The 23,643-nt window shown below is 57.1% G+C and carries 23 protein-coding genes; 9 read left to right on the top strand and 14 right to left on the bottom strand.

Annotated elements, in window-relative coordinates:
* Positions 1-19: 19 nt before the first annotated feature.
* The 4 genes from ETAA8_RS24590 to ETAA8_RS24575 form a co-directional block, all read right to left on the bottom strand.
* The gene (locus ETAA8_RS24590; RefSeq protein WP_145094789.1) at positions 20-988 is read right to left on the bottom strand and encodes a PhoH family protein; all 969 of its coding nucleotides are present in this window, start codon (positions 986-988) and stop codon (positions 20-22) included.
* 398 nt (positions 989-1,386) lie between these two features.
* A complete protein-coding gene (locus tag ETAA8_RS24585; RefSeq protein WP_145094786.1) occupies positions 1,387-1,854 on the bottom strand; it encodes a DinB family protein in 468 nt (155 codons plus the stop codon).
* Entirely contained in the window at positions 1,855-2,301 is a 447-nt protein-coding gene (locus ETAA8_RS24580; protein ID WP_145094782.1) for a Fur family transcriptional regulator, read from the bottom strand. It abuts the gene before it with no gap.
* 376 nt (positions 2,302-2,677) lie between these two features.
* Positions 2,678-3,010 carry a hypothetical protein gene (locus ETAA8_RS24575; RefSeq protein ID WP_145094780.1) on the bottom strand — a complete coding sequence of 111 codons (333 nt, stop codon included), beginning with the start codon at positions 3,008-3,010 and terminating at the stop codon, positions 2,678-2,680.
* A gap of 330 nt (positions 3,011-3,340) precedes the next feature.
* Here ETAA8_RS24575 and ETAA8_RS24570 point away from each other — a divergent pair, with 330 nt between their 5' ends.
* On the top strand, positions 3,341-4,246 hold the full coding sequence (locus ETAA8_RS24570) for a hypothetical protein (protein WP_145094777.1): 906 nt from the start codon (positions 3,341-3,343) through the stop codon (positions 4,244-4,246).
* Between the two features lie 325 nt (positions 4,247-4,571).
* Here the strand turns inward: ETAA8_RS24570 and ETAA8_RS24565 are convergent, their stop codons facing one another.
* The 3 genes from ETAA8_RS24565 to ETAA8_RS24555 all read right to left on the bottom strand — a co-directional run bounded on the left by ETAA8_RS24565 (position 4,572) and on the right by ETAA8_RS24555 (position 6,724).
* Positions 4,572-5,057 carry a VOC family protein gene (locus ETAA8_RS24565; RefSeq protein ID WP_145094774.1) on the bottom strand — a complete coding sequence of 162 codons (486 nt, stop codon included), beginning with the start codon at positions 5,055-5,057 and terminating at the stop codon, positions 4,572-4,574.
* A gap of 88 nt (positions 5,058-5,145) precedes the next feature.
* Positions 5,146-6,219: an Mrp/NBP35 family ATP-binding protein gene (locus ETAA8_RS24560; protein WP_145100928.1), complete on the bottom strand. Its 1,074-nt coding sequence runs from the start codon at positions 6,217-6,219 to the stop codon at positions 5,146-5,148.
* A gap of 34 nt (positions 6,220-6,253) precedes the next feature.
* Positions 6,254-6,724, bottom strand: a complete 471-nt coding sequence (locus ETAA8_RS24555; protein ID WP_145094771.1) for a hypothetical protein — start codon at positions 6,722-6,724, stop codon at positions 6,254-6,256.
* A gap of 284 nt (positions 6,725-7,008) precedes the next feature.
* On the opposite strand from ETAA8_RS24555, the gene thrS reads away from it, so the two are divergent.
* On the top strand, positions 7,009-9,195 hold the full coding sequence (gene thrS / locus ETAA8_RS24550; protein WP_145094767.1) for a threonine--tRNA ligase: 2,187 nt from the start codon (positions 7,009-7,011) through the stop codon (positions 9,193-9,195).
* Between the two features lie 87 nt (positions 9,196-9,282).
* Here the strand turns inward: thrS and ETAA8_RS24545 are convergent, their stop codons facing one another.
* Positions 9,283-10,431 (bottom strand): EAL domain-containing protein, encoded by a 1,149-nt coding sequence (locus tag ETAA8_RS24545; RefSeq protein ID WP_202921248.1) that lies wholly within the window; start codon positions 10,429-10,431, stop codon positions 9,283-9,285.
* A 285-nt stretch (positions 10,432-10,716) separates the two neighbouring features.
* Here ETAA8_RS24545 and ETAA8_RS24540 point away from each other — a divergent pair, with 285 nt between their 5' ends.
* Both ETAA8_RS24540 and ETAA8_RS24535 read left to right on the top strand, forming a co-directional pair.
* Positions 10,717-12,150: a diguanylate cyclase domain-containing protein gene (locus ETAA8_RS24540; protein WP_145094761.1), complete on the top strand. Its 1,434-nt coding sequence runs from the start codon at positions 10,717-10,719 to the stop codon at positions 12,148-12,150.
* Positions 12,151-12,236: 86 nt separating this feature from the next.
* Positions 12,237-13,496, top strand: coding sequence for a putative sugar nucleotidyl transferase (locus tag ETAA8_RS24535; protein ID WP_145094758.1), 1,260 nt, complete (start codon positions 12,237-12,239; stop codon positions 13,494-13,496).
* A gap of 3 nt (positions 13,497-13,499) precedes the next feature.
* Here the strand turns inward: ETAA8_RS24535 and mobA are convergent, their stop codons facing one another.
* Positions 13,500-14,138, bottom strand: coding sequence for a molybdenum cofactor guanylyltransferase (gene mobA, locus ETAA8_RS24530; protein ID WP_145094755.1), 639 nt, complete (start codon positions 14,136-14,138; stop codon positions 13,500-13,502).
* A 249-nt stretch (positions 14,139-14,387) separates the two neighbouring features.
* Between mobA and ETAA8_RS24525 the strand changes: the two genes are divergently transcribed.
* The 3 genes from ETAA8_RS24525 (at position 14,388) to ETAA8_RS24515 (ending at position 17,828) form a co-directional block, all read left to right on the top strand.
* On the top strand, positions 14,388-15,713 hold the full coding sequence (locus ETAA8_RS24525; protein ID WP_145094752.1) for a CpaF family protein: 1,326 nt from the start codon (positions 14,388-14,390) through the stop codon (positions 15,711-15,713).
* A 135-nt stretch (positions 15,714-15,848) separates the two neighbouring features.
* Positions 15,849-16,805: a type II secretion system F family protein gene (locus tag ETAA8_RS24520; protein WP_145094750.1), complete on the top strand. Its 957-nt coding sequence runs from the start codon at positions 15,849-15,851 to the stop codon at positions 16,803-16,805.
* Between the two features lie 57 nt (positions 16,806-16,862).
* Positions 16,863-17,828 carry a type II secretion system F family protein gene (locus tag ETAA8_RS24515; RefSeq protein WP_145094746.1) on the top strand — a complete coding sequence of 322 codons (966 nt, stop codon included), beginning with the start codon at positions 16,863-16,865 and terminating at the stop codon, positions 17,826-17,828.
* Here ETAA8_RS24515 and ETAA8_RS24510 read toward each other — a convergent pair.
* Positions 17,825-18,070 (bottom strand): hypothetical protein, encoded by a 246-nt coding sequence (locus ETAA8_RS24510; RefSeq protein WP_145094743.1) that lies wholly within the window; start codon positions 18,068-18,070, stop codon positions 17,825-17,827. The two genes, ETAA8_RS24515 and ETAA8_RS24510, sit on opposite strands and share 4 nt — an antisense overlap.
* 30 nt (positions 18,071-18,100) lie before the next feature.
* Positions 18,101-18,877 carry a carboxylesterase family protein gene (locus ETAA8_RS24505; RefSeq protein ID WP_145094740.1) on the bottom strand — a complete coding sequence of 259 codons (777 nt, stop codon included), beginning with the start codon at positions 18,875-18,877 and terminating at the stop codon, positions 18,101-18,103.
* 157 nt (positions 18,878-19,034) lie between these two features.
* Between ETAA8_RS24505 and ETAA8_RS24500 the strand changes: the two genes are divergently transcribed.
* Together ETAA8_RS24500 and ETAA8_RS24495 are read left to right on the top strand one after the other, a co-directional pair.
* On the top strand, positions 19,035-19,487 hold the full coding sequence (locus ETAA8_RS24500; RefSeq protein ID WP_145094737.1) for a hypothetical protein: 453 nt from the start codon (positions 19,035-19,037) through the stop codon (positions 19,485-19,487).
* Between the two features lie 223 nt (positions 19,488-19,710).
* Positions 19,711-21,204 (top strand): S1 family peptidase, encoded by a 1,494-nt coding sequence (locus tag ETAA8_RS24495; RefSeq protein WP_202921246.1) that lies wholly within the window; start codon positions 19,711-19,713, stop codon positions 21,202-21,204.
* 6 nt (positions 21,205-21,210) lie between these two features.
* Here ETAA8_RS24495 and ETAA8_RS24490 read toward each other — a convergent pair whose 3' ends face one another.
* From ETAA8_RS24490 to ETAA8_RS24480, 3 genes are all read right to left on the bottom strand, one after another.
* Positions 21,211-22,791: a class I SAM-dependent methyltransferase gene (locus ETAA8_RS24490; protein WP_145094731.1), complete on the bottom strand. Its 1,581-nt coding sequence runs from the start codon at positions 22,789-22,791 to the stop codon at positions 21,211-21,213.
* 226 nt (positions 22,792-23,017) lie between these two features.
* Positions 23,018-23,320, bottom strand: a complete 303-nt coding sequence (locus ETAA8_RS24485; protein WP_145094728.1) for a polyhydroxyalkanoic acid system family protein — start codon at positions 23,318-23,320, stop codon at positions 23,018-23,020.
* Between the two features lie 45 nt (positions 23,321-23,365).
* Positions 23,366-23,569 carry a hypothetical protein gene (locus ETAA8_RS24480; RefSeq protein ID WP_145094725.1) on the bottom strand — a complete coding sequence of 68 codons (204 nt, stop codon included), beginning with the start codon at positions 23,567-23,569 and terminating at the stop codon, positions 23,366-23,368.
* Positions 23,570-23,643: the final 74 nt, after the last annotated feature.

Here is a 23,643-nt window from a genome sequence, read left to right as displayed (position 1 = left end):
GAAGTACGAGAGTAGGGAGTTACTTGGACTTTTTGGATGTCGACGGATTCGAACGTGGTTCGTCTTCATAAGCGCGGACAATCTCTTGGACGAGCTTATGGCGGACGATGTCTCCCTTGCCGAGATGCACGGTGTTGATGCCGTGAATATCGCGCAAGCGTTGCAACGCATCGGTCAATCCGCTGGCACTCGCGCGCGGCAAGTCAACCTGGGTCACGTCACCAGAGATCACAATCTTCGAACCATGACCCATGCGAGTCAGGAACATTTTCATTTGCGAAACGGTGGTGTTCTGGGCTTCATCCAGAATGATGAACGCTTCGTTGAGCGTGCGACCTCGCATATAGGCAAGCGGCACCACTTCAATCACGTCCTGTTCCATGTACCGCTTCATCTGGTCGTAGTCGATCATTTCCGCCAGGGCATCGAGCAGGGGGCGGAGATACGGATTGATCTTGGCGAACATATCGCCGGGCAAATAGCCGAGGCTTTCGCCCGCTTCGACGGCTGGGCGAACCAGCACGATCTTCCGCATTTGATGATGCTTGAGCGCTTCCACAGCGATCGCGACCGCGAGGTATGTTTTGCCTGTGCCTGCTGGGCCGACGGCAAAGGTAATGTCGTGCGCACGAATTGAGTCGACGTAGCGGGCCTGGCCCGCGGTCTTGGGGACAATTCGTTTGGCAACGTTAATGACATCAATGGGCTGAGCCACCAGGCCCAGCACTTTGCCCCCAGCAGCGCTCAAGATGCCGCCGACCGTTTCGGGATCGAGCTCACCCCGTTGCGCCAGCAGTGCCGAGAGCTGCTCGAAGACAGAGGTCGCTTTGTTCACCGCCGGTTCTTCGCCCTGAATGCGTAGTTGCCCATCGCGATGACTGATGGTCACGCTGAGGGTTTCTCGCAATGCTCGCAGATACTGGTCGCGGGGACCAAAGAGGGCCAAGGCCTGACTCGGGTCGTTAAGCGTAATAATCTGTTCGATCATGGAGCAGAGCAGCTGAGGCTGCACCGAGTGGCCAAGAAGCACGAACCCAAGTCGAGTCGGGTCGCGACAAGACGCCGCGGAGAACGAAAACGCAGGCGTAGTACGAAAGTCTGAATCGTGGCAGTCCTAAGGAACCTTCACCAACTGAATTGCAACTCGCACACCAGTGGCCAAGGGGAGAACAATTCGCAGCTCACTCAAAATCGACGCTCGGTCGATCGCTGCCTGTCTTAAGTATAAACGGTAATCGGCCGTAGGGACCAGGGATTGTTGCTATCAGGCGCGCAAGTATTTAGGTACCAACTGGTTGCAATTTCCAAGAAAGTCGCTCGCTCGCGACAATTTGACGGAGCGTAGGCTTGGCAACGAATGTAGGGACGCTACAAACGGTCGCCCGTTTAAACGCCCAAGGCTTGGCGCTTCTCCTGCACAAATGGCAGGTGGTGAGGAATGTGGTTGGCAATGTTCGTGAGAATCTTCTCCAGCGTCATTGGCCCGTTTTCGGTGTGAATGCCGCACCGGTGAAAAGCGTCTGCCGGCAGCGTCTTCAAAATCCGGCCCATGTGCGTCCGGCAGGCGGCAATCAGATTCAGTTCTTCTTCCAGGTCACGCTCGTGATAAGCGAGCTTGCTGGCGAACAAATCAGGATCGCCGCTGAACATCGTCGGTTCGTGCTGGGCAATCGTCCGTTTCATACGATCGAGGTAAACGGGCTCAAAGTCGGCAATGTGCGCCACCAGTTCCAGTGTGCTCCATTTGCCGGCAACTGGTCGGGCCAGCAGTTGCTCGCGCGTCATGCCCGCCACCGCTTGCCGCAACAGTGCCGGTCCAGCCAGGTATCGTTCAATCAGTTGATCGGCACTCATTTATTTGCACTCGGTGCAGTGTCCTTTGAGGAAAATCTCCGTCACGTCTCCCATCATGCCCGTCTTTTTGCCGGACGAGGGAACGATCTTCACTTCGACCTCGGGCAGGCAGGTCACTTTGCCACAATCCAAGCACATGAAGTGGGGATGCTGGCCATCCTCGTGCTCGTCCGTACGCCGCAACTCAAACCGCCAGGCATGATCGCCCGCATCGAGCCGGCTCAGCAAATTCGAGTCGGCCAGCTCGACCAAGCAGCGATACAGGGTCGACTTGTCGTACCCTTGCGGCACCAGTGCGTCGGCAACCTCGGCATGGCTCAGGGGCTTGTTGAAGTTCGCCAGGTACTGCAGGACCGCCAGGCGCGAGGCCGTGCTACGCAGGTCGGCCGCGCGAAGCATCTCGCGCGCCTGTTGAACCGATAGCCCTGCTGTTTCATCTTTACCCATGCCACCGCCCACTTTGCAATTCCTCGCGGCCTGCTGGTTTTTCCGTTGGCCGCACGCCTATTCTACCACCTGGGGGTGAGCTTGTCGCGGGAAGACTCGCACGGGCCGGAAACCACAACTTTGCAGATCTCCAAGTATGCCCGCTGAATGATCGTGGTTTAGGGAGCCGGACCTCTCCTCCCCTGAACTGCGCCCCACGAGAGCTGTCGCGGCCCCAGCCCCTCCCAAAATCAACCAACTTGTCCAAACAAGGAACCCTTAGTTGGACAGACACCTGCAGCCAAACCCGAGAGTTACGCCATGCACTGTCCAAATAGCGACCGCTTAATTGAACACCCCCCTTTTGCGGTTTGCGCCCCAGTGATGCCCGACAAATCTATGGAATTGGTCCAAGCAGATTCATGGCGAGATTCCAGGCAAGTGCAAGAACATTCAAAGCAACAATTGCAGTTCGCTTTGGCAAAAGGAACACAGCGCATAGGCTCAGAACGTTCAATCCAAGTCCGGCAAGAGACGCTAACTCAAGATCGAACTTGTAGTCTCGGCCGTTAGGCGGAAATCGCAACCTGCACCAGATATAAACAACACACGCCAGTCCTGCTATTGCCAGAGCCCAGACAATTTGAAGCTTAAGTATGTCGGCAATGTTATCCTGTTTCCCGGTTTTACCAGCATGGGATGGGGAAGAATACGGATTGTCGTCAGTCACTGTAGCTGCTCCTCTCTAGCCATTAACACATACCAGTTGCTCGGGTTTGGCAACTGGTACTTCGCCGCTAATCCCCCAGCCGCAGCAATCGAGCCCCAGCTCTGAGTACGGATCAAGTAATGGGACCGAACTGGTATGCAACTTCTCGGCTGACGCGTGCCCGCGATGAGTGGAATATCAGCAGCAGTAAAAAACATAGGGCAGACAGTATATTGAAGGACATTAGAAGGCAGGGACTAGTAGGTGGCGGCTTGATCGAAATCACCAATCTGAGTTCGAGTAGTCAGGCAAATACGATTAGCAAGTGGTGGTAAATAGTTGAGAGCCAGAATGAATTCGGCTTGGAACTCCGCGAAAGAAGTGCGTGTTCTTCAGAATGGCATTCTTAGAGATGCCGAGAGCCGTCTCAATCGCGCGGCGGATTGTGTGCGCGCATGGATCAATGATCCTCTGGCCCCTCGACGAAACTCGGAAGTGGGGGCATATCCGGGTGTCGTGTCAGTATATCTCGCCGATATTGCCCATCGCTGCGCCGCTATAGGGTGCGAGCGTGTGTTGAGCGGTGACCAAAGTGGATGGGGAGATATTCTACAAAGCATCCCGATCATGTACTGGGTGCGGCGTATGGAACTTCGCCTTGTCCAATTTCGGTTTCAGAACAAAAAGGATCGGCGGATTCTCGCTGATCGGTTGAAGACGTCGATGGCTTTCGGCGTCGCTTTCGCATTTCACCAAGATGAAGCGGCAAGCTGGCTGGGCAATGCGCTGCTGAGCGACGTGGACAGCGAGCAATTGTTTCAGAAACGCCCCGACTGGTCACCGGTCAATCTCCTGGTTTACAAGATCGCCGGCCGTTGGCTGCAGCGTGACGTTGACCCCACGCAAATTTCCATTAGCCGTCCTTGTCAGGCCTACGACGACATCTGGCGTTATTGGGATGATCACCAACGTCTAGGCGAGGCCCTTGATGCTGCCGCTGAGTATCACGTCTCAAATGGCCATACGAGTCGTGAGTGCGACGAGATGGACTTCTTTTCCACTTATTGCGAATCAATCCCGTGGGAAGCCCTCTGCATTCTCCGGCTGCGAAGATTTCAAAAGCTTGCCGCTCCGTCACTCTCTCATCCGTTTCTGCAATCACCTCTCATGTCGCCCCCTGACAACTTACAGGTCGTACGAGACGAGCTGCTCGAGCAAGCAATCCTCGCCGGCAAGACCATTTTTCCTGATCTGTAATTCCGAACCTTTGGCCGACGGTGCCCCGAAGCCATTTCAAACTTTTAGCCGGTTTGTCAGGTCGGTTCTCCGCCCTGAGACGACCCACGTCAGAAGTTTAAAGTCTGCACGTCTTTTACTCGCGGTTGCCGGCAGATCACGTTGAACGCAACCTCGCATCTGCCCGATTCGGAGGGTGTTGAAAAAGGGGTAGACTTTTTCAACAGTCAGGCGCGCCGCACGCGGGTTTGGCTGCGTGTGGTGTTGAATAAGTCGCCGACTTTTTCAACGAACGCGCTGAAAACGAGATTGTTTCCAGCGGAGTAATGGCGAGCAGCGATGGTGGTTAGGTGCAAGCGCCGGTTTGGCTGTTGAAGAACTTGGCGGCCCGCGCGTTCATCTCTGCGGGCGAGACATCTTCCACCGCCTGGGCAATGGACCAGATGTGGCCGAAGGGGTCTTCGACCGAGCTCATCCGATCGCCCCAGAACATGTTGGTTGGCACCATCCGCGATTTGCAGCCAGCAGCGACAGCCTGATTGTAGATCGCATCGACGTCGGCAACGTAACAATGGAGCGTGACGGGAGTGCCGCCGAGCGTGAGGGGCGACTTGGTGTTCCATTGTGGATTCTCTTCCGAGAGCATCAGTATGCTATCGCCGAGATTGAGCTCGGCATGCATCACCGTTTTGCCATCCGGCATCGGCATGCGAAACTTTTCTTTTGCGCCGAATGCTTTGCCGTAGAACTCGATCGCCGCTGCCGCGTCTTTGCAAACCAGGTACGCTTGGATGGAACGCATTCCCGGCGGTGGATTACCAAACTCGACCATGGTCGTGCTCCTCTTTTCGTGGGTTGGGCACCCTGCCTGTCAAAGCCGAAACGCAGTTTCTCACCGGCAGAAAGCTTATGCCACCGAGTTACCCCAACATCGGTAGTTGCATGCTCGGTGGCTTGCTCATGGTGTTGTCAGCGATGTTGCGCACCAGCGTGGTGACGATCTTCTCGAGGTAAGGTCCGAGAATTGGATCGTCGAAATTGCCGAGGGTGAGGCCTTCGTCGCCGTTGATCCGAATCTGCATGTTGAGCGGCACTTCGCCCAGAAACGGAACCTTTAACTCTTCCGCTGCCTGACGAGCGCCACCACTGCCGAAAATGTCATAGCGTTTGCCGGTATCGGGGCAAATGAAACCGCTCATGTTTTCGACCATCCCCAGCAGGGGAATGTTGACCTTGCGGAACATGGCGATAGCCTTCACCGCATCGATCAGTGCCACTTGCTGCGGCGTGCAAACGACGACCGCGCCGGTGAGCGGCAGTTGTTGCGACAAGGTGAGGGCGATATCGCCGGTGCCGGGAGGCATGTCGATGATCAGATAATCGAGATCGCCCCAGGCGGTGTCGCGCAAGAACTGCGTGATCGCCCCGTGCAACATGGGCCCGCGCCAGACGACTGCTTCGCCAGCAGGAACAAGGTAGCCCATCGAGATGGTCGGCATGCCTTGAAACATGATCGGTTGCAGCTTGTTGTTTTCAATCACCGGCTTGCCGCTAAGGCCGAGCAAGTGCGGAATGCTGGGGCCGTAGACGTCGGCGTCCATCAGGCCGACTTTACAACCGGCGCGCTTCAGGCCCAGCGCGATCGTCGCCGCCACGGTGCTCTTGCCCACGCCGCCTTTGCCAGAACCGACGGCGATCACGCTTTTGGCCGTCAGGCCGATTTGACCGAGCTTGACTGCGGCCCGTTCGTGAACGACCAGATTTACATCGATGCTGGTGAGGGAAGGAAACCGACGCCGCAGCAACTCAACTAACCTTTCCTTCATCTCGTTCTTGATGGGAGCGGAATGGGAGGTGAGCGCCAGCGTGAGTGTGACTTTGTCGCCGGCGACTTGCACGTCGCGCGCTTGTTGCGTTTGGGTGACACTGCGGCCGGTTTCGGGATCTTTGAACTCTGCCAATACTTTTTCGACAGCCGCTACCGTTACGTCCATACTCATCCGTCCATCCTCTGCAATTCAAAAGGTATTAGTTGATGACTGGTGTGGTGCTGACCGCAAACCGCGGCCAGGGAATTCGCTGCCAGATGGTGGTCGGCAATGCCGTGCTGGTCGCCACGTGGCGGCGCAAGTGCCGTTGCACCAACCGGGTGGCAGCGGGCAGTTGTTCGAGGCGGTCGATCACCAGTAGCACGCCAGCATCTTGCAATAACGCGACTGCCGGGACTTTTTGGGCGACATCGCTCGAACAGAGAGCGAGAAAACGAGCTGCCGGGAAGTCGCGCCGCCAGCGATGCAAGATTGGGATAACGGTGGACAAGTTCTGCTCGTTGACATGCACGGCAGCGACCGATTCGGGCGATTCTTGAAGCTGAGTTTCGCACTGCGCGAGCGAGACCGCGCTCGAAAGCAAACTCCAGCGAGAATCTGGGAGCGCAAGACGCCACGCCGCCAGCCAGCGAGGGGTTCGTTCGCAGAGAATCAGCTTGGGAGGGGACATTCCACTTTCCTGGACGCATCTGCTGGCCGCAGCCCGCAAATTGCGAGTCCATCATCGTAGGTCGTACTGCCATTTCTCACAACGGGCGGCCGTACGCTGAACCCGCGAGTATGACCTTGTGTCTCGGAGGTAATCGGAACGAACGGTGCTGTCGTTTGCTTAGCCTGCCTTGTCGCAAACCATGGCGGACCGTTATGTTACGCGTCGGCAGACGTTGTCGGTGCACACCCTTTGTAGCGGCGTGCCGCAGCGAACAGCTGGTCCCTCTTCAGGAAGATGGTTCGATGCTTAAGGTCAGTTTGCCCGATGGCAGCGTGAAGGAGTTTCCCGCCTCAACCACCCCGCGAGCGATTGCCGAATCAATCGGCCCGCGACTCGCCAAGGCCACGCTGGCTGCCGAAGTGGATGGGAAAGTAGTCGGTTCCGACTACGTCCTGCCCAGCGAAGGTGAGGTCAAGCTGCGGCTGCTGACCCGCAAAGATGCCGAAGCGCTGGCCGTTATGCGGCACTCGTGCGCTCACATCATGGCCCGCGCAGTCATGCGGCTGAAGAAGGGGGTGCAACTGGCCTTCGGTCCGACCGTCGAAGGTGGTTTTTATTACGACTTTCAACTTCCCGAACCGCTGACCGACGACGATTTTCCCGCCATCGAAGCCGAGATGAAAAAGATCATCGCGCTCGATGAAGGCTTTGAGCGAATCGAAGTGCCACGCGAGAAGGCTCTGGCGATCGTCCAGGGACTCGATCAAAAGTATAAGGTCGAGCACATCGAGACCGGGCTGGCGACTCACCCCGAATTGTCGTTCTATCGCCAGGGTGAGTTCATCGACCTTTGCCGGGGACCTCATATTCCGAGTGCGAGTGCCGTCGGAGCGTTCAAGCTCCTTTCGCTGGCCGGTGCGTATTGGAAAGGTGATTCCGACAACGCGCAGTTGCAGCGGCTGTACGCCACCGCGTTTTTCACTCAGGAAGAACTCGATGAACACCTGAAGAAAATCGAGGAGGCCAAACGCCGCGATCACCGCGTTCTCGGCAAGCAACTGCAGTTGTTTACCTTGAGCAACGACGTTGGTCCAGGGTTGTGCTTGTGGCTGCCCAAGGGAGCGATGATTCGCTCGCAGCTCGAAGAATTCATCAAGCAGGAGCTGACTCAGCGGGCCTATTTGCCGGTTTACACACCGCACATCGGCCGCATTCAGATGTATCAAACCAGCGGACACTTTCCGTACTACATGGAAAGCCAGTTCCCGCCGTTCTACTTCGATCCGTTCATGCAAAGCGTGCAGCAACTCTTTGCGCTGCAGTTCCAAGGCAAGCTGGCCGACAATCGGTTCATCGGCCACTTCGAAGAAGCATTGAAGGTCAACATCGATGGGCTGGTGCCGATTTCGTTCGGTGGTTTTGGTAATGCCAAGACCGATGCCGACAAGATGCACGCGATCAAGGAGTGGTTCGACGAACAAGAGGCTTATCTGCTGAAGCCGATGAACTGCCCGCATCATATTCAGATCTATAAGGCGCAAAAGCGGAGCTACAAAGAACTGCCGCTGCGGCTCGCTGAGTTCGGCTCCGTCTATCGCTTTGAAAAAACCGGCCAGCTTAACGGTATGACTCGCGTGCGTGGTTTTACTCAGGACGATGCTCACTTGTTCTGCATGGAAGACCAGGTTCCCGCCGAGTTCGAAGGCTGCATCGCGATGACTCAGTTCGTACTGAAGTCGCTGGGGCTCGACAATTACCGCGTGCGGCTGGGCTTCCGCGATCCCAAGAGCGACAAGTACGTCGGCAGCGAGCAGGTGTGGAATCGCGCGCAGAACGCGCTCGAAGATGTCTGCACTCGCCTCGGCATTGCCTACACCGCCGAGCCCGGCGAAGCTGCGTTTTACGGACCCAAGGCCGACTTCGTCGTGACCGATTGTATCGGGCGCGAATGGCAGCTAGGCACGGTGCAGCTCGACTATAACTTGCCGGCACGATTTGGTCTGGAGTACACCGCTTCGGACAACAAGGCCCATCAGCCTGTGATGATTCACCGGGCTCCGTTGGGTTCGATGGAGCGCTTCATCGGCGTGCTGATCGAACACTTTGCCGGCGCGTTCCCCCTGTGGCTGGCTCCCGAGCAAGTCCGAGTGATTACCGTCAGCGAAAAGAGCGAAGAGTACGGCCGCAAGATCGAGCAGCAACTGCGAATCCGCGGTCTGCGCGTTACCGGCGACTTCCGCCCTGAAAAGCTCGGCGCGAAGATTCGCGACGGTCAGTTGGAACTAATTCCTTACATGCTCGTTGTCGGCCCGCGCGACGCCGAACAAGGAACCGTTTCGGTCCGTGATCGGCTTGAAGGAGATCTAGGTGCCATGTCCCTTGATGCTGCTATTGCGCACCTGCAAGCAGAAATCGCCGAACGCCGCGTGCGCAAAACCTACAGCGGCAGTGCAGGGCTGGTCGAGAAGGAAAAGACGAACGAGTACTAGGAATGCAGAAGTAAGAATGCAGAACGCAGAATGAAGACATATATGTTGTTGTCTTTCATTGTGCATTCTTCGTTCTACGTTCTGCATTTACGCAAGTGACGCCCACTGCATTGTTTGAGGTCGACCGTAGTGGTCGCCTTGAGCGAGTTGACAGCCGAGTTCGCGGCAGGTCTGGGCTTCGTTTTCGCTGTGCACTCCAGTTGCTATAATCTTACAACCGGCTGCAACGGCGGCTTCAACGAGCGCCTTGATCTGCTGTTGCCGCTGCGTGCTGCGATCGACGCCGCGTGCCAAGGCGGGAGCCAGTTGCAAATAGTCTGGCGCAAATTGCTCGTGGGCCCGCACCTGATTCTGCCCACTACTGAAGCCGGCATAGCAGACGCCGACATTCAGTTCCCGTAGCCGGCTGAGGAAGTCGCGGAAGAACGGAATATCGACGACCGCAGAGTGAGGAATCTCAGCGATCAGCTTTTTGCCCGACAAGCGACTTTGCAGTTGAGCCAACGTCTCGGGAAGTCCATCGGCACCGACTTCAGCGGGCTGCAGATTCAAGAACAGCAGGTTCGCGCCCGTGGCTTCAGCGGCTTGTTCGGCGGCCAGCAGGCGATGCAACTGATGCCAACGCTCCGTCAGCCGGCAATCGACGCTTTGCAGGACTCGTTCGCCTGCAGGGACTTCGCCCGAGTGGTTCTCGATTCGCCGGAGCGCCTCGTAACCGATGGCTTGCCCGGTCGCCAATTCCACAACAGGCTGAAAGCGGGTGCGCAGGCCTCGATGGAGTAAGCCTTCGTTCAATGAGCGGACGGCCAGGATAAAATCGCGGGCAGCGCGGTCTTCGGACTGCAGATCGTTGTCGTGGGCGGCAACCGAGCCGCCGTCCATCACGTGGGTCACTGTGACGCGAGCTGATTCGTTACAAGGCGTGCGGAAGCAGAACTCGGCATCGGCAAAAGTGAGCAGATCGCCGTCACTTAGTAGCGCTTCGGCGACCTTCTTGCCGTTCAAGAGCGTGCCGTTCGTGCTGCCCAGGTCTTTGATCCGAAAGTGGCGGCCATCTTTATTGATGGCGGCATGTTCGCGAGAGACTCGCGTTGAAGGGACCTGATAGTCGCACGACTCGTTGCGCCCCAGGGTAAAAGGGAACTTCTCGAGCACAACGGGCTCGCCGGGCGTCCCCCCAACACGCTCGAGATAAGGAGATAGCTTTGTTTCCGGCAATAGAATCTTCGTTCGCATGACAGCCCCGCAGTGGTTTGCGACCAGTGGTTTGGATCTGGGTCGACCAAGCCTGTCGAATTTGACTACGCATTGCCGACAATGACACCGCTTCGGCAGCGCGAGCCAACTGAAACGTACGTCATGAATTGACAAGAAGCCGCTATCTTGCTGAGAAATATTTGGCGCGGCTAAGGCAGCACCGAATCTGTAACCTAAGTTTGTGCCAGAGGCCATGCTTCCGCGCGATCTACGTGTGTTCGCGCCTGGCGTTGCCCCCTTTGCACCCTTGGGTGAAAGCCACCGATGTCAGCTCGCCCTTTCTCCATTTTGATTGTGTCGGCCGATCGCACCTTGCTGCGGCGGATGTCGAAATTTCTCGATATCTTTGGCTACGAAGTGCGGCAAGCGAGCGACGAAGCGCAGACTCTGGCCTCCGCGGAAGCAAATCCGCCGGACTTCCTGCTCGTCGATGGTTCGACAGAGAGCCTGGCGAACAAGCAACTTTGTCGACAAGTACGCAGGCTTGGAGCCCAGCAGGTTTTCACCTATTGCATGCTCCTGGTAGAACTTCCTGAGGTCGCCGCACTTACTGAATCGTTAGAAGCCGGCTTCGACGACTTTCTCGCACGCGACGTTGTCTATGGGGAATTGCTGGCGCGCCTACGCGCCGGCGCACGTGTGCTGGAATACGAACGCCGCCTCGCCGAGCAGAACGGGCTCGATGTCATCACGGGCTTAGCCGAACGAAATGCCTGGCTCAAACAGTGGAAACCGTGGTTGCAGGCCTCTGCCGCAGAAAAAGCCAGGGCAACTCCCCCCTACGTCGCAGTGCTGGATTTCGATTCGTTTGGCCGCTTTGCCCGCGTGCAAGGGTTGATTGCCTATCGCGAACTGCTCCGTGGCGCGGCGCAATCGATCAAGAAAGCGCTCCCGGCAACGGCGCTCCCGGGCGTGCTCCACGATAATCGACTGGCGATACTCTTCGCCGCACACGACGACGCTGCGGCCGAGTCTCTCGCCAGCGGATGGCTAAAGTCATTGCAGGCGACTTCGCTACAGGCGAATGGCACTTCGGTGCAAGTCACCGCCAGCTTGGGCTTTACTGCGGTGCAAACCGACGAGCCAGCCGACATCGCCCTGCAACGGGCCATAACCGCGCTGCAGTTGGCCAAGGTCTCGGGTCGCAACTGCGTGGTCCATAGCGACGAGGTGGACGAAGATCAGCAAAGCTGGACTGAGTTGGCATCCGAAGGGCAGTTGTTTGCAACGACCGTCGCCCGCGATGTGATGATTCCTTGCCCCGTGCTGATCGGCGCGGATGAAACGGTCGATCAAGGACTGGCCCTTTTCGATCAAACTCAATTGGCCACGTTGCCGGTCGTTGATCTCGAAGGGCGACTTTTAGGTTTAATCACAGCTACTAAACTGGCCAATGTTCGTTCTCAGGGAAGTCGTCCGCGGCAGGCATCGGTACGGCTGGTGCGGCATGTCATGCAGACCGAATTTGCCAAGTTTGATGAAACAACCTCCTTAAACGAAATGATGGAGCATTTTGCCGAAAGCGAACAAGACGTGGCTGTCGTCGTTCGTGATCGCTGTCCGACTGGCCTTGTCTTCTGTCAAGGTTTGGCTGCGCTCAACGAGCGGCTGAATGTGACTGCGTTTCAGCCAACGAGTATTGCCGAAGGTAGCGAATATCTGCTCGTGCCGGAAATCTATTCAAGCGATACGGAATAACGTTCGCGCAAAACCGCAAGCTACCCTTGCAAGGCGGCCCGATGCGCTACAATGGCGCATGCCCCCTCACCTTGCCCGAGCCTGCGATGCAAATCATCGTTTTTGAAGACGAATGGATCAATCGACTTTTCCCCATTACCGTGGGCCGAGCCGCGTACGCGATGACTTGCGGCAGTTATCGACTCATTGATTGGCTGGGCGAATTAAGCACTGAATTAGGCGCTTCGCTGCGTGGCATTGTTCGTCCGCATCTGACCACGATTCAGCAAGTGGATTATCCGCAATTCACCGCGGTACCCGCCAATGGTGAAGCAACCGCTTTGCTCGTGAATGCCCGTCTGGTTCCTTCCGTGGGTACCTTCGAAACATTGAAGCAGTTGGTCGCTGAAGGTCGACCGGGAACCGTGCGCGACGGTGAAACCATCGCAGCTGCCTTGATTCACCGCGAAGGTCCACAGCCTCCCTCGCACGCCGATGTGAATCGCTTTCACGAGTACCTGCATACGCCGGCACTGTGGAAGCTGCCAGTGATTGAGCGCGATTTGCCGCTGCTCACCTGGCCCCACGATCTGGTTCGTTACAACCTTTCGATTATTGCGGCCAGCCTCGAACGGCGCATTGCCAGCGGCAAGTATCAAGAAATTGCGGACGGTGTGTTTGCTGCGACGGGTGCTTTGCTGGGGCAATATTGCACAACCGATACGAGTAAAGGTCCCGTGTTGTTGGATGAAAATGCGACCGTCGGACCATATTCGTTCCTGCGAGGTCCCGCCTACTTGGGGCCACGCGCACGAGTGATCGAGCACTCGGCGATTAAAGATGCTGTGTCGCTGGGGCATACGACAAAAATCGGTGGCGAAGTGGAAGCCAGCATCGTCGAACCGTATACGAACAAGCAGCATCACGGCTTTCTCGGGCACAGCTATCTTGGCAGTTGGATCAACTTGGGTGCAGGAACTTGCAATAGCGACCTGAAGAACACGTACGGCAACGTGAAGATGGATTACCGCGGCGAGGCCGTGCAAACCGGCATGCAGTTTGTCGGCTGCATGATGGGCGATTATTCCAAGTCGGCCATCAACACCGGCATCTTCACTGGCAAGACTGTGGGCTGTTGCAGCATGCTCTATGGCTATGTGACGACGAATGTCGCCAGCTTTGTGAACTATGCCCGGCTATTCGGGCAGGTCACTGAATTGCCTGCCGACATCATGATCGCCACTCAGCAGCGAATGTTTGCCCGCCGTAGTGTTCAGCAGCGGCCCTGCGATGCTCAACTCATTCACGATATGTACGAACTGACTCGTAACGAACGACAGCTCGCCGGCGAACCGTTGCAACTGTAGTTCTTACTTTGCCAAAAGTCCGGCTTTGATGGTCGGATCAATTTCAAACCCAGCTACGGCAAGCGCTTCGAAGTATTCTTCGGGCCGATTGAGATTTCGTAATGTGAGCAAGTTTGGATCGCTGAGACGCAGATCATCGACCGGAATGTATCGCGTGCGAATCTGCTGCAGCAAGTTCGACGCCCGCAGCAGGTCGCGGGCCAACAGCTTCTCAATCGTGGGAATGATCCTGGTCTGATAAACGGCGGAGAGTGGGTGACAAAACTCTTCTTGCCGCGGCGCGACAGCATCGAAATCAGCCGTCAGTTGCAGCAGTTGGCGAACCAAGCTGGGCTGCAGTAGTGGTACATCGCAGCTAGTGACGTAAGCCAAGTCGCAAACAGGCTCGATTGCTTTCATGCCTGCCAGTAAGCCTTCGAGCGGGCCACGATCCGGGCGCTGGTCGCAGGCATAGAGCGTGCCAGTGGGTAATCCGGGCAAAGGTTGCCCCTCAGCGACAACCACCACAATCGGCCGCACTACTTCGCTCAGCAGGCGATGGACTCGTTGGAGCATGAACTCTGACCCGAAGGGAAGTGTGGCCTTCGGCAGCCCCATTCGGCTGCTCTTTCCACCGCACAGAATGATTCCGCCGGCTCGCATGTTGACTTGATTTGGTTCGTGGTTGTGCCGTTTGAAGGGATGGTACTGACCGTGCTTTCAGCATAACCGGATCGCCTTTCTTAATGTTGACATTTTGCCACTATCGCGATCGCTCGTTAGCAACGCGTGAGCTATGGTTTCGACGGAGAACCAGTCGGGTTTGCTGCGCGAAGGTTGCGCGGCAGGCCATTGATCGTCCGTCTTGCCCAATTCGAGTTGCCCATCCCCTGGGCGGAGTCAGCTTGCAAAATGAAACCACTTCCCACTGCAGCACGGTCAGCCGCCGAAGCTTCGAAGGCCGAAGAGTTCGACCTCCTCAAGCGCAAGATCCATAACAAACTCGTCGATAAGCTCGACCTGAATCGCGTCGGCGAATTGCAAGGTGATGTCCTTCGCCGCGAAATCCGCTTGGTTGTCGAACATCTTTGCGATACGGAAGAAACCTTCCTCAACCGCACCGAGCGTGAGCGACTGATTGAAGAAGTGCTCGACGAAACGTTCGGACTCGGCCCGCTCGAAATGCTGCTGAAGGATCACACGATCTCCGATATTTTGATCAACGGTCCCAAGCACATCTTTGTCGAACGTCGCGGCAAGTTGGAACGGACAAACGTCGAGTTCCGCGATAACGGCCACTTGCTGCAAATCATCGACCGCATCGTGTCGAAGGTCGGTCGTCGCGTCGACGAAGTCTGCCCGATGGTCGATGCGCGTCTGTCCGACGGCTCCCGCGTGAATGCCATCATTCCGCCACTTGCCCTTGATGGTGCCGCGGTTTCCATTCGTCGTTTCGGTTCTTCGCCACTAAAACTCGAAGACTTGCTGAACTACAAAGCGCTCACGCCGGAAATGGTCATGTTGCTCGAAGGGGCCATGAAAGCACGACTCAACATCATCGTTGCGGGTGGTACCGGTTCGGGTAAGACGACGCTGCTCAATACGCTCAGCAGCTTCATTCCGAATCACGAGCGCGTGATCACCATCGAAGACGCGGCGGAACTTCGCCTGCAACAAGAGCATGTGGTCCGTCTCGAAACTCGGCCGCCGAATATCGAAGGTAAGGGAGCGGTGACCGCCACCGACCTGGTGAAGAATGCTCTGCGTATGCGTCCTGAGCGAATCATCATCGGCGAATGCCGCGGACCGGAAACGCTGGACATGTTGCAAGCGATGAATACGGGTCACGACGGCTCGCTCACGACGTTGCACGCCAATACACCCCGCGATGCTTTGGCCCGTCTCGAAACGATGATCTTGATGTCGGGCTTCGAACTCCCCATCAAGGCCATGCGTCAGCAAATCTCGAGCGCTGTGCATCTGCTCATTCAGGCGAACCGGTTGCAAGGTGGTATCCGCCGCGTGACCAGCATCACCGAAGTGGTGGGCATGGAACAAGACACGATCGTGATGCAAGACATTTACAAATACGTGCAAGAAGGCATCGACGAAACGGGTCGTGCTCGTGGTCGCTTCGAAGCCACCGGCATTCGCCCCACCTTCATGCACAAGCTCGAGTCCGCCGGTATCCGTCTCCCGTCCAGTGCATTCCGCCAACGCGTAATGTTGCCAGACTAAGGAAATCCAGAAGTAAGAAGGCAGAACGCAGAATGAAAGACCACAACATCCATTCTGCATTCTGACTACTACGTTCTGCATTTCAGCTCGAAAACAGACAACTCCAATCCGCTTCGCTTCAACCAAGTCATCGCCATGCTAACGCTACTCATCATCGGTGCCTCGTTCATCGGCGTAGCCTGTCTCGTCGGCGGTGTCGCGAGCGTATTCTCGAAGTCGAGCACAGGCAGCATGGTCGAAGACCGGCTCGACCTGCTCGCCGGTCTGTCGAATCCTGCTGCGAAGAAAAAGGACGATACCAACCTGCTGGCCACAATGGGCGACAGCAGCCCGTTCGAAGAATGGTTGTCGAAGAACTTCAACCTGCGTCTGTTTTTGCAACAGGCAGATACGAAAGTCACGCCAGCCAAGATGGTGGTGATGTCGTTGGGCCTGGCCGTGGGTGGCGTTGTCTTGCCAGTACTCTGCCGGGTGCCACTGGTGTTTGCCCCGATCGGCCTGGTGCTGGGTTGCGGACCATTCATTTACTTCTACATGCGGCGTGCTCGTCGCCTGGCCAAGTTCGCCAAGCAGTTGCCCGAAGCATTGGAATTGATCTCTCGCGCCTTGCGCGCGGGGCATAGCTTGGCCGCAGGGTTCAAGCTGTGTGCCGATGAAATGGGCGCGCCAATCGGCACCGAGTTCGAACGCTGCTACGAAGCCCAGAACCTGGGGCAGCCGCTCGAAGATGCCATCGAAGAAATGACCGACCGCGTACCGAACCTCGACTTGCGATTCTTTGCGACGGCCGTGATTCTGCAACGCCAGACAGGTGGTGACCTCGCTGAAATTCTCGATAAGATCGGCCACCTCGTCCGCGAACGATACAAAATCTACGGCATGATCCAGTCCCTCACGGGCGAAGGCCGCTTGTCGGGATCGGTGTTGCTCGGTTTGCCCCCCTGCCTGGCAATTGTCATGTATCGCTTGAATCCTGGTTATTTGACGACCCTCTTCACCGACCCGATGGGGCATCAAATGCTCGCCGGTGCGGTGGTGCTGCAGTTTGTGGGCGCGCTCGTCATTCGCAAGATTGTGAATATCAAGGTGTAGCGACGGGGCTCTGTTTCGCGCGATTGGTTTGTTCCATTTGTTAGCTCGGCGGTTTATATGAATCAGATCCTCACCAACCCAATCTTTGTGCAAATCGCGGTGTTCGGCCTGATTGCGGCCCTGACGTGGCTCGCCATCGAATTCTTCTCAGGCAGCAACAGCCGAGCCGAACAACGGCTCGAAGACTTCCGCGACCCCGTGGGGCGAAAGAAGCGCGAAGAGGGTGGCCGCAAGGGAGATAACCTCTCGCGCATGCTCGAAGCAGCTTCGCCGGCGCTGGCCAAACCGCTACAGCCCAAAACCGAAGCGGAAATGAATAAGGTCAAGCTCAAATTGTCGTACGCGGGCTTTCGGAGCGAAGGCGCGCCGATGGTCTTTCAAGCCGCGAAGTTCCTGGGCCTGATGATTGGCCTGTTCCTGGGTGGTGGTATTACCATTTTGACGTACGGCTTCACCCAAGGCGCACTGATGAAAGTCGTGTTGCTGGCCGGTGGCTTCTTTTATCTGCCGGAACTGGTCGTCATGTACTTGGCCAAAAAGCGGAAGGAATCGATCTTCCTCGGCCTGCCCGATGCGCTCGACCTGATGGTGGTCTGCGTCGAAGCTGGCCTCGGTCTCGATCAGGCCATGCGAAAAGTGGCGGAAGAAATGAAGAAGGCCTATCGCAACATTGCCGACGAATTCGGCCTCTGCAACCTGCAACTGCAAATGGGTCGCGTCCGTTCGCAAGTGCTGCAGGAACTGGGCTCGCGCAGTGGTGTCGACGATCTAAAATCGCTGGCTTCCATTCTCATTCAGGCCGATAAGTTCGGCAGCAGTATCGCTCAAGCGCTTCGCGTGCAAAGCGAAGCGATGCGTACTCGCCGCGCACAAATTGCGGAAGAAAAAGCGGCCAAAACCGCGGTGAAACTCATCTTCCCGCTGGTGCTCTTTATCTTCCCCGGCATCTTTGTGATCCTCGTTGGCCCGGCCGCAATCACGATGGTCCGCGAAATGTTCCCGGCAATGAACAAGGGTGGTTAACCCCGCAGCGCCACATAGGCCAGGTAACCGAACCAAATCACAAACAGGCCGACGCTAACGATCAGCAGCGGGAGATTTTGCCGCGGCGGATCGGCCCGGTAAGCTCGCAACGGATCGGTCGGCTGGTCGGACTTTGCTTGCGATTCGGCATTCGTTTCGTCGGTTAAGGGCGCAGCAGCGCGGTCAGATGCAGCATTCTTGCTGACGTTTCCTTTTCCACGCTGTTGTTTCGACTTGGCCATCCGCTTCCTTGCTCCCTCTGCGCGAGACTACTACTTCTTCTGTGCGAACAGCCAGGCATAAAACTCAGGATTGCGGTAGGTTGCCGTCCACGAGTTATGCCCCACACCGGGATACTCCGTGTACTTCGGCTCGCCACCAGCAGCCTTGATTGCCGCGATCATATCGCGCGAGCGTTCTGGCTTGACGGCAGTGTCTTTGTCGCCATGAAAGGCCCAGATTGGCAACTTAGTCAGCTTCTTGGCTTGTTCCACATCGCCCCCTCCGCAAATCGGCGCAGCAGCTGCAAAGTAATCGGGCTTTCGTTCAATACTATCCCACGTGCCGTAGCCCCCCATCGAGAGGCCCGTCACATAGATCCGCTTGTCATCGATGCTGAATTCCTTCGCAATCGCGTCGAGTGTTTCAAACGTAAGCTGCAAAGAAATCGATGGCTTCTCCGGTGCTGTATGTTTCGCAGCACCCCAATCGACTTCGACCCACTTCTTGCCATTGGGGCACTGCGGGGCGACGACAAACGCGGGATACTTGGCCATCACTTCGTCCGAGGCGAAGTCATTCATGCCGTGGACGAGTTGGCGCTTGTTGTCATCTCCGCGCTCGCCGGCCCCATGCATAAAGAGCACTAGCGGGTACTTTTTATTGGGGTCATAGTCCTTGGGTTTCAGCAGCCGATAGTTAAGCTTCTCGCCGCCAGCGCCGGCGTAGGTCCGCGCTTCAAAACGGTCGAGATTGTCGGCGGCGTCTACGTCGTCGGTAAGCAAAGTCACGAGCACAATTCCTAAGCAAAGTGCAATTCGGGAGAGCATTGGCAATCTCGGGTGAAGTACGAATGGGCAGAACTCAGGTTCGCTAAACGATAGCGATTCCCGCGTGCCGATGCGAGTACTGAACGCCGCATTCGCAGCCCCGCGAATTCCGCTGGCAGTCCTTGCTTTGTGAAGTCGGGGAGCCGATGATTCGCGCATGAACAAAGCCTTCACTCGCGAACCCGATGCCGACGATGTGCTCTGTCCCAAGTGCGGTGCCAGCGGCGATGCCGTACCCGAAGCGGCGGTGAGCTCTTATGTGTCGGCCGAATTGCGCAAGAAGCTCAGCGACACGGTCTACTTCTGCAGTACGACCAGTTGTCCCGTGGCCTATTTCGATGCAATGGAAGGCGCCATCGAAGCCGCGGCGCTCAATCAGCCGATCTATCCCAAGGATCCCGCGGCACCAATCTGCGGGTGCTTTGGCTTCAAACTGGAAGATATCGAGGATGACGCGGCCGAGGCTGTTCCGCGGCGGATTCGCGAACTACTGGCGAAGTCGAAATCGCCCGCGGCCCACTGTAGCAGTGCCGCACCGAATGGGCGGTGTTGTCTGCCTGAAGTGCAGCGGCTCTATTTCCGGCTGAAGTCGCAGGCTTCGCGAGGATAGGCCACGCGCTTCTTTGAGTTCTGGAAGTGGGCTAGTTTGAGAAATGAAGCTGGGTGCCTGTCGTTTTGCGCAGCAAAACACAGCAGAAGGAACTCAGTCCCGCTGCACTGTGTTTTGCTGCGCAAAACAACAGGCACCCAAAGGGGCCCACTACTTGAGTCATCGTTTCGGCATAGTACCCTGGGGCGCGCATGGTAAGATATTGAGCGTGGACCGCGAACCAATGCCAGTACCTGAAGTTCCTGCAATCTCGACCGAGCGGCCGAGTGCGCCGCGCCCCCGCCGCACGGGACGGGGAAAGTTGTTGCGCGGATTGCTCATCACGCTGTTAGTGGTCTTGGGAATTGTTGCCATTCGCCCGTGGTCTTATTGGGATGAACTGTTGTCCGATCGACGTTCATCGCGCATGAACGATGTGATCATCACACCGCCCGATCATCGTCCGCACGATCCGCTGGTCACGCAAACAAAGACCATTACCCCGGCACCTGCCTTGAATGCCGGCTTGGCGAAGCTGAAAGAGAGCGTCGCGCTCATCGAAGCCGACGGCCCCTTAGGACGCGAGGTGATCGGCAGCGCGTTCGTTCTGACGCCGCAAGGCGAGGTTGTCACTTGCCTGCACGTTATCAGTCGGGCCACGAGCGCCGTGGTTCGCTTGAGTGACGGCCGCGTATTCGATGTCGCCGGCTATGCGGCCGTTGATCCCGCCAACGATTTGGCGCTCCTGCAACTGAAAGAACCGCCGTCGTCGCTCAAGCCAGTTGTGTTGGCAGAGACTCCGCCCACGCAGTTGACGCCTGTCATCGCTTGGGGGCATCCGCAGGGAATTGAATTTTCCCCCTTCGATGGCAAAGTCAGCCGGCTCATCGACAGCAGCCAGTTGCCGGGCGGTCTGCAAAAGTTTGTGCGCGAATTGACCGGTGGCGACACCGAGCAAACCTGGATCCAGCACACGGCGAAACTCTCGGAGGGGAATAGTGGCGGGCCGCTGGCCAATGACCAAGGAGAAGTGATCGGACTCAATATGTGGGTCGACCGCCAATCCGACTATAGCTATGCCTTGCCCGTTGCCGCCCTGAAAAACCTGAGCAACCTGCGACTTCCAGAGGTGCAGCCGCTGGAGCGGTTTGCCGCGAGCGACGCCCGCGTCCGCGATGCCACCTGGCAGACGTCGGCGCAAAAGCTGCGGAAACTGGCCGACGAAGCCCGCGCCACCAAGTGGCAGGTACACGAATGGTCCGACTATTCCCGCCTGCAGCACCTCGCTTGGGGTGTGACACTGGCCAACGTGCCGGAACACTTCACCACCAAGAGCGAACTCGGCGATCGGCTCGACGAGTTAGTCAAAGAAGCCGACCGCGTGGCAGCGCAGCTGCATCAACATGCCTGGAACGACGGCGGCCAGATCATTGTCTTGAATGAATTTGCCGAGAAAGAGGTCACGCGCGCGGGCGCTGGCGTGGTCTTCTTCGGCACGGTGCAGCGGGTCGTGGAAGGGCGCAAGCAAGAGCGAGCCTTGCTCGTCAAACTCGCCGGCTTCGAGCAGATGTTACTCGTGCCGCTGAGCGGCGAGCTCAATGCACCCGCCACGGGTTCGCAGTGCTTGTTTGTGGGTGTGAACGATCGCGGGCGAACGGTTCGCTATGGCGATAATCCGCTGCAACCAATTGTCGCCAGCGTGATTATCGCCCCGCTGATTGTGCCGCTCGAAAAATAATTCCGCCTACTGCGGCAGCAGCAAGTTCTTTCTCGCCAGCGAGGGGAGTGCATCTTCCAGCACTTTGCCGAGGATGACGCGCACCTGATCGAGATCGGCGACCGGCTTCCCTTTTTCGTGAACGACGAGTGTCTTTTTGGCAACGAGGTCCGTTAGCGTCTCGATCACTGCTGCGCGATCGCGCGAGCCATCGAGCAGTTTGGCCACTTGCCGTTCGAAGTCGCCCAATTGCACCACTTCGTGCATCAAATTGGTCACAGCGCCCGGCTGACTCGCCTGAAACCGTGCGAGCCGAGAGATAGCTGGCTGTTCCGGAATAAGATACGCCACCTGTGGTGGCTCGGCATGCAAGTCGACGTGTGTCGTCGCATAACAGCGGAGCAGCGGACGGGCCAGATTCTTCGCATCGTTCGCAGCCCGCTCGGCGTCGATCACTTGCGTACCGGGATGCAATCGTCCCCGGGCGTTCGAGAGGAGCTCCATGAAGGGAATCGCCCGAGGCCAGGCAGCGCGTAGTTCCAACATCGCCGCCTTGAGCAGCGGTTCTTTGGTCGAGAGTGTCGAGCCAGGACGCTTGAACGTCACGGGATCCCAACTGCGCGGATCGACTTGCACGCCCCCTTCTGGTTCCGACGACGACGCGACATGCATGTTGAAAATTCGCTCGGGCGGAATCGTGCGGTCGAGCGTCACAGCCGACTGGCACAGCAGCGTCTGGCGAAACAGGCGATTCCGCACCATGTCCATGTACTGCTCGGTTTCGATGATGTCCGTGCCGAGCTTCTTCAGCATGGCTTCGACTTCGGGCGGAAAATTGCTGGCCAGCATGGTGCTGTAGTCAGCTTCGCCCAGATACTGCAAGTTGTGCAGATGAGCGCGGTCCATGAACTGATGAAAATACTCGGGCTCATTGACCTCTTCGAGATATTCGTGAATCAGATACCAGTCCTGCTTGGGACGGATGTGATTCACTTCGTCGGCCAGCAGAATGCCGTACGCATTTCCCTTGGTCGAAACGGACTCGGCGAGAAAATCGAGCAACGCTCGCGATTCACGCAGCTTCTCAGCCGGGTTGCTGATCTTGCGAGCGCGGTAAGTCATGATGTCGCGAATCATGCCCCGCAAGCGCCAGCCCGGGTTCGTGTTGTAACTGATATAGGCGATGCCATTGGGCGTGAGATGATCGTGGCAAATGTGCAGAATCGCGTCCTGCACATTGGGCGGCACCCACGAGAAGACACCGTGCGCAATGATGTAATCGAACTTTCCTTGCTGCGGCGAGAACTTCAGAATGTCTTCGTGCAGCAGTTGCAGGTTCGGCAAGTTCAGCGCTTGGACCGTCTTCTGACCAATGGCCACTTGCCGCGACGAAGCATCGATGCCGACGAACTCGCTCTGCGGAAAGCGCTCGGCCAGTGGAATGATATTGCCGCCACTCGAACAGCCGAGTTCCAGCACGCGGCACTTGGCGAGTGGTGCGGGTTGCATGCCGAACAACTGCCCGATCGTCGCCAGGCGATTGGGGTGCGTTTGCGCGAACGGATGGCTTTCGTACAAAACTTCGTCGTAAGCATTCTCGGCCGACATCGCAGACTCCTGAATTCGCAGCCCCGTTGCCGACAGTCGCTTCCAGCGGCCAAGAGAGGGGGGTAGTGAACTTTACCCGATGCTTATGGCGCGGCAGCCGGGAACCGTTATGAATTCAGAGAAGAAATTCGCGGCTGGCCGGCACGCTTCGGCACAACGGGCAGAAGCGGAATCTGGCAGATTCGATTGAAGTTGGCAGGGCCGGATGCAAGTCCGACAAGCTGCGTCACACCAACAGCTTTTCTAACTCGCCGCGAATCGTCTGCTCGATCTGCCCGCGAAACAGCGAGGCCGCGAACGGCAGGTTGCCGCTCACCAGCACTTCCTCTTGATACACCACCAGGGTGCCGTCAATCTTCATGCCCATCGCCGTGAAGCCAAAGGCCAGAGTATCGTCCTGCCACACACCTTGCACGTTGCTCACCCGATCGGCGTGATCGCGGCGAACCTCATCGAGAAACGTTTGCAGTCGCTTGACGGCCTCAGCGACTTGCAGAGCGTGAGGAACTTTAATTTTCAGCGAGGGCATGCACAAACTTTCTAACGAATGAAGGGAGTCGAAGTGCTCTTCATTCTACCGTTCGTTCATGTGCTCGTAATCCCGGCGATCGAGCGGATTCCACAAGGGCATCCCTTGTTTTAATCGTTCGGCCAGCACGTCGAGTTTTTCCTGTGTGCCCGGCATGGCCTTGGTTCCTTCTACTCCTTCAGAAGGCTGCTGCTCAGGTTCGTAATTCCATTCGCCGTCGCGAATGGCTTCTAACACAGAACGCGGCACGTGTAGATCTCCTTAGACGCAGAACGGAACTGTCGTTGAATGTAACACAACAAGCCTGGGTGCTGATGAGCGGC

Origin of the sequence: Anatilimnocola aggregata, assembly GCF_007747655.1 — a bacterium.
Taxonomy (GTDB): Bacteria; Planctomycetota; Planctomycetia; order Pirellulales; family Pirellulaceae; genus Anatilimnocola; species Anatilimnocola aggregata.
This window is presented reverse-complemented; position numbering and strand designations above follow the sequence as displayed.

Coding starts and splice junctions, on each gene's coding strand:
- ETAA8_RS24485 (WP_145094728.1), bottom strand. CDS start 23,320: ATGCCCTCGCTGAAAATTAAAGTTCCTCACGCTCTGCAAGTCGCTGAG.
- ETAA8_RS24570 (WP_145094777.1), top strand. CDS start 3,341: ATGAATTCGGCTTGGAACTCCGCGAAAGAAGTGCGTGTTCTTCAGAAT.
- ETAA8_RS24555 (WP_145094771.1), bottom strand. CDS start 6,724: ATGTCCCCTCCCAAGCTGATTCTCTGCGAACGAACCCCTCGCTGGCTG.
- thrS (WP_145094767.1), top strand. CDS start 7,009: ATGCTTAAGGTCAGTTTGCCCGATGGCAGCGTGAAGGAGTTTCCCGCC.
- ETAA8_RS24540 (WP_145094761.1), top strand. CDS start 10,717: ATGTCAGCTCGCCCTTTCTCCATTTTGATTGTGTCGGCCGATCGCACC.
- ETAA8_RS24565 (WP_145094774.1), bottom strand. CDS start 5,057: ATGGTCGAGTTTGGTAATCCACCGCCGGGAATGCGTTCCATCCAAGCG.
- ETAA8_RS24520 (WP_145094750.1), top strand. CDS start 15,849: ATGCTAACGCTACTCATCATCGGTGCCTCGTTCATCGGCGTAGCCTGT.
- ETAA8_RS24590 (WP_145094789.1), bottom strand. CDS start 988: ATGATCGAACAGATTATTACGCTTAACGACCCGAGTCAGGCCTTGGCC.
- ETAA8_RS24545 (WP_202921248.1), bottom strand. CDS start 10,431: ATGCGAACGAAGATTCTATTGCCGGAAACAAAGCTATCTCCTTATCTC.
- ETAA8_RS24585 (WP_145094786.1), bottom strand. CDS start 1,854: ATGAGTGCCGATCAACTGATTGAACGATACCTGGCTGGACCGGCACTG.
- ETAA8_RS24515 (WP_145094746.1), top strand. CDS start 16,863: ATGAATCAGATCCTCACCAACCCAATCTTTGTGCAAATCGCGGTGTTC.
- ETAA8_RS24560 (WP_145100928.1), bottom strand. CDS start 6,219: ATGGACGTAACGGTAGCGGCTGTCGAAAAAGTATTGGCAGAGTTCAAA.
- ETAA8_RS24510 (WP_145094743.1), bottom strand. CDS start 18,070: ATGGCCAAGTCGAAACAACAGCGTGGAAAAGGAAACGTCAGCAAGAAT.
- ETAA8_RS24535 (WP_145094758.1), top strand. CDS start 12,237: ATGCAAATCATCGTTTTTGAAGACGAATGGATCAATCGACTTTTCCCC.
- ETAA8_RS24505 (WP_145094740.1), bottom strand. CDS start 18,877: ATGCTCTCCCGAATTGCACTTTGCTTAGGAATTGTGCTCGTGACTTTG.
- ETAA8_RS24525 (WP_145094752.1), top strand. CDS start 14,388: ATGAAACCACTTCCCACTGCAGCACGGTCAGCCGCCGAAGCTTCGAAG.
- ETAA8_RS24490 (WP_145094731.1), bottom strand. CDS start 22,791: ATGTCGGCCGAGAATGCTTACGACGAAGTTTTGTACGAAAGCCATCCG.
- ETAA8_RS24495 (WP_202921246.1), top strand. CDS start 19,711: ATGCCAGTACCTGAAGTTCCTGCAATCTCGACCGAGCGGCCGAGTGCG.
- ETAA8_RS24580 (WP_145094782.1), bottom strand. CDS start 2,301: ATGGGTAAAGATGAAACAGCAGGGCTATCGGTTCAACAGGCGCGCGAG.
- mobA (WP_145094755.1), bottom strand. CDS start 14,138: ATGCGAGCCGGCGGAATCATTCTGTGCGGTGGAAAGAGCAGCCGAATG.
- ETAA8_RS24500 (WP_145094737.1), top strand. CDS start 19,035: ATGAACAAAGCCTTCACTCGCGAACCCGATGCCGACGATGTGCTCTGT.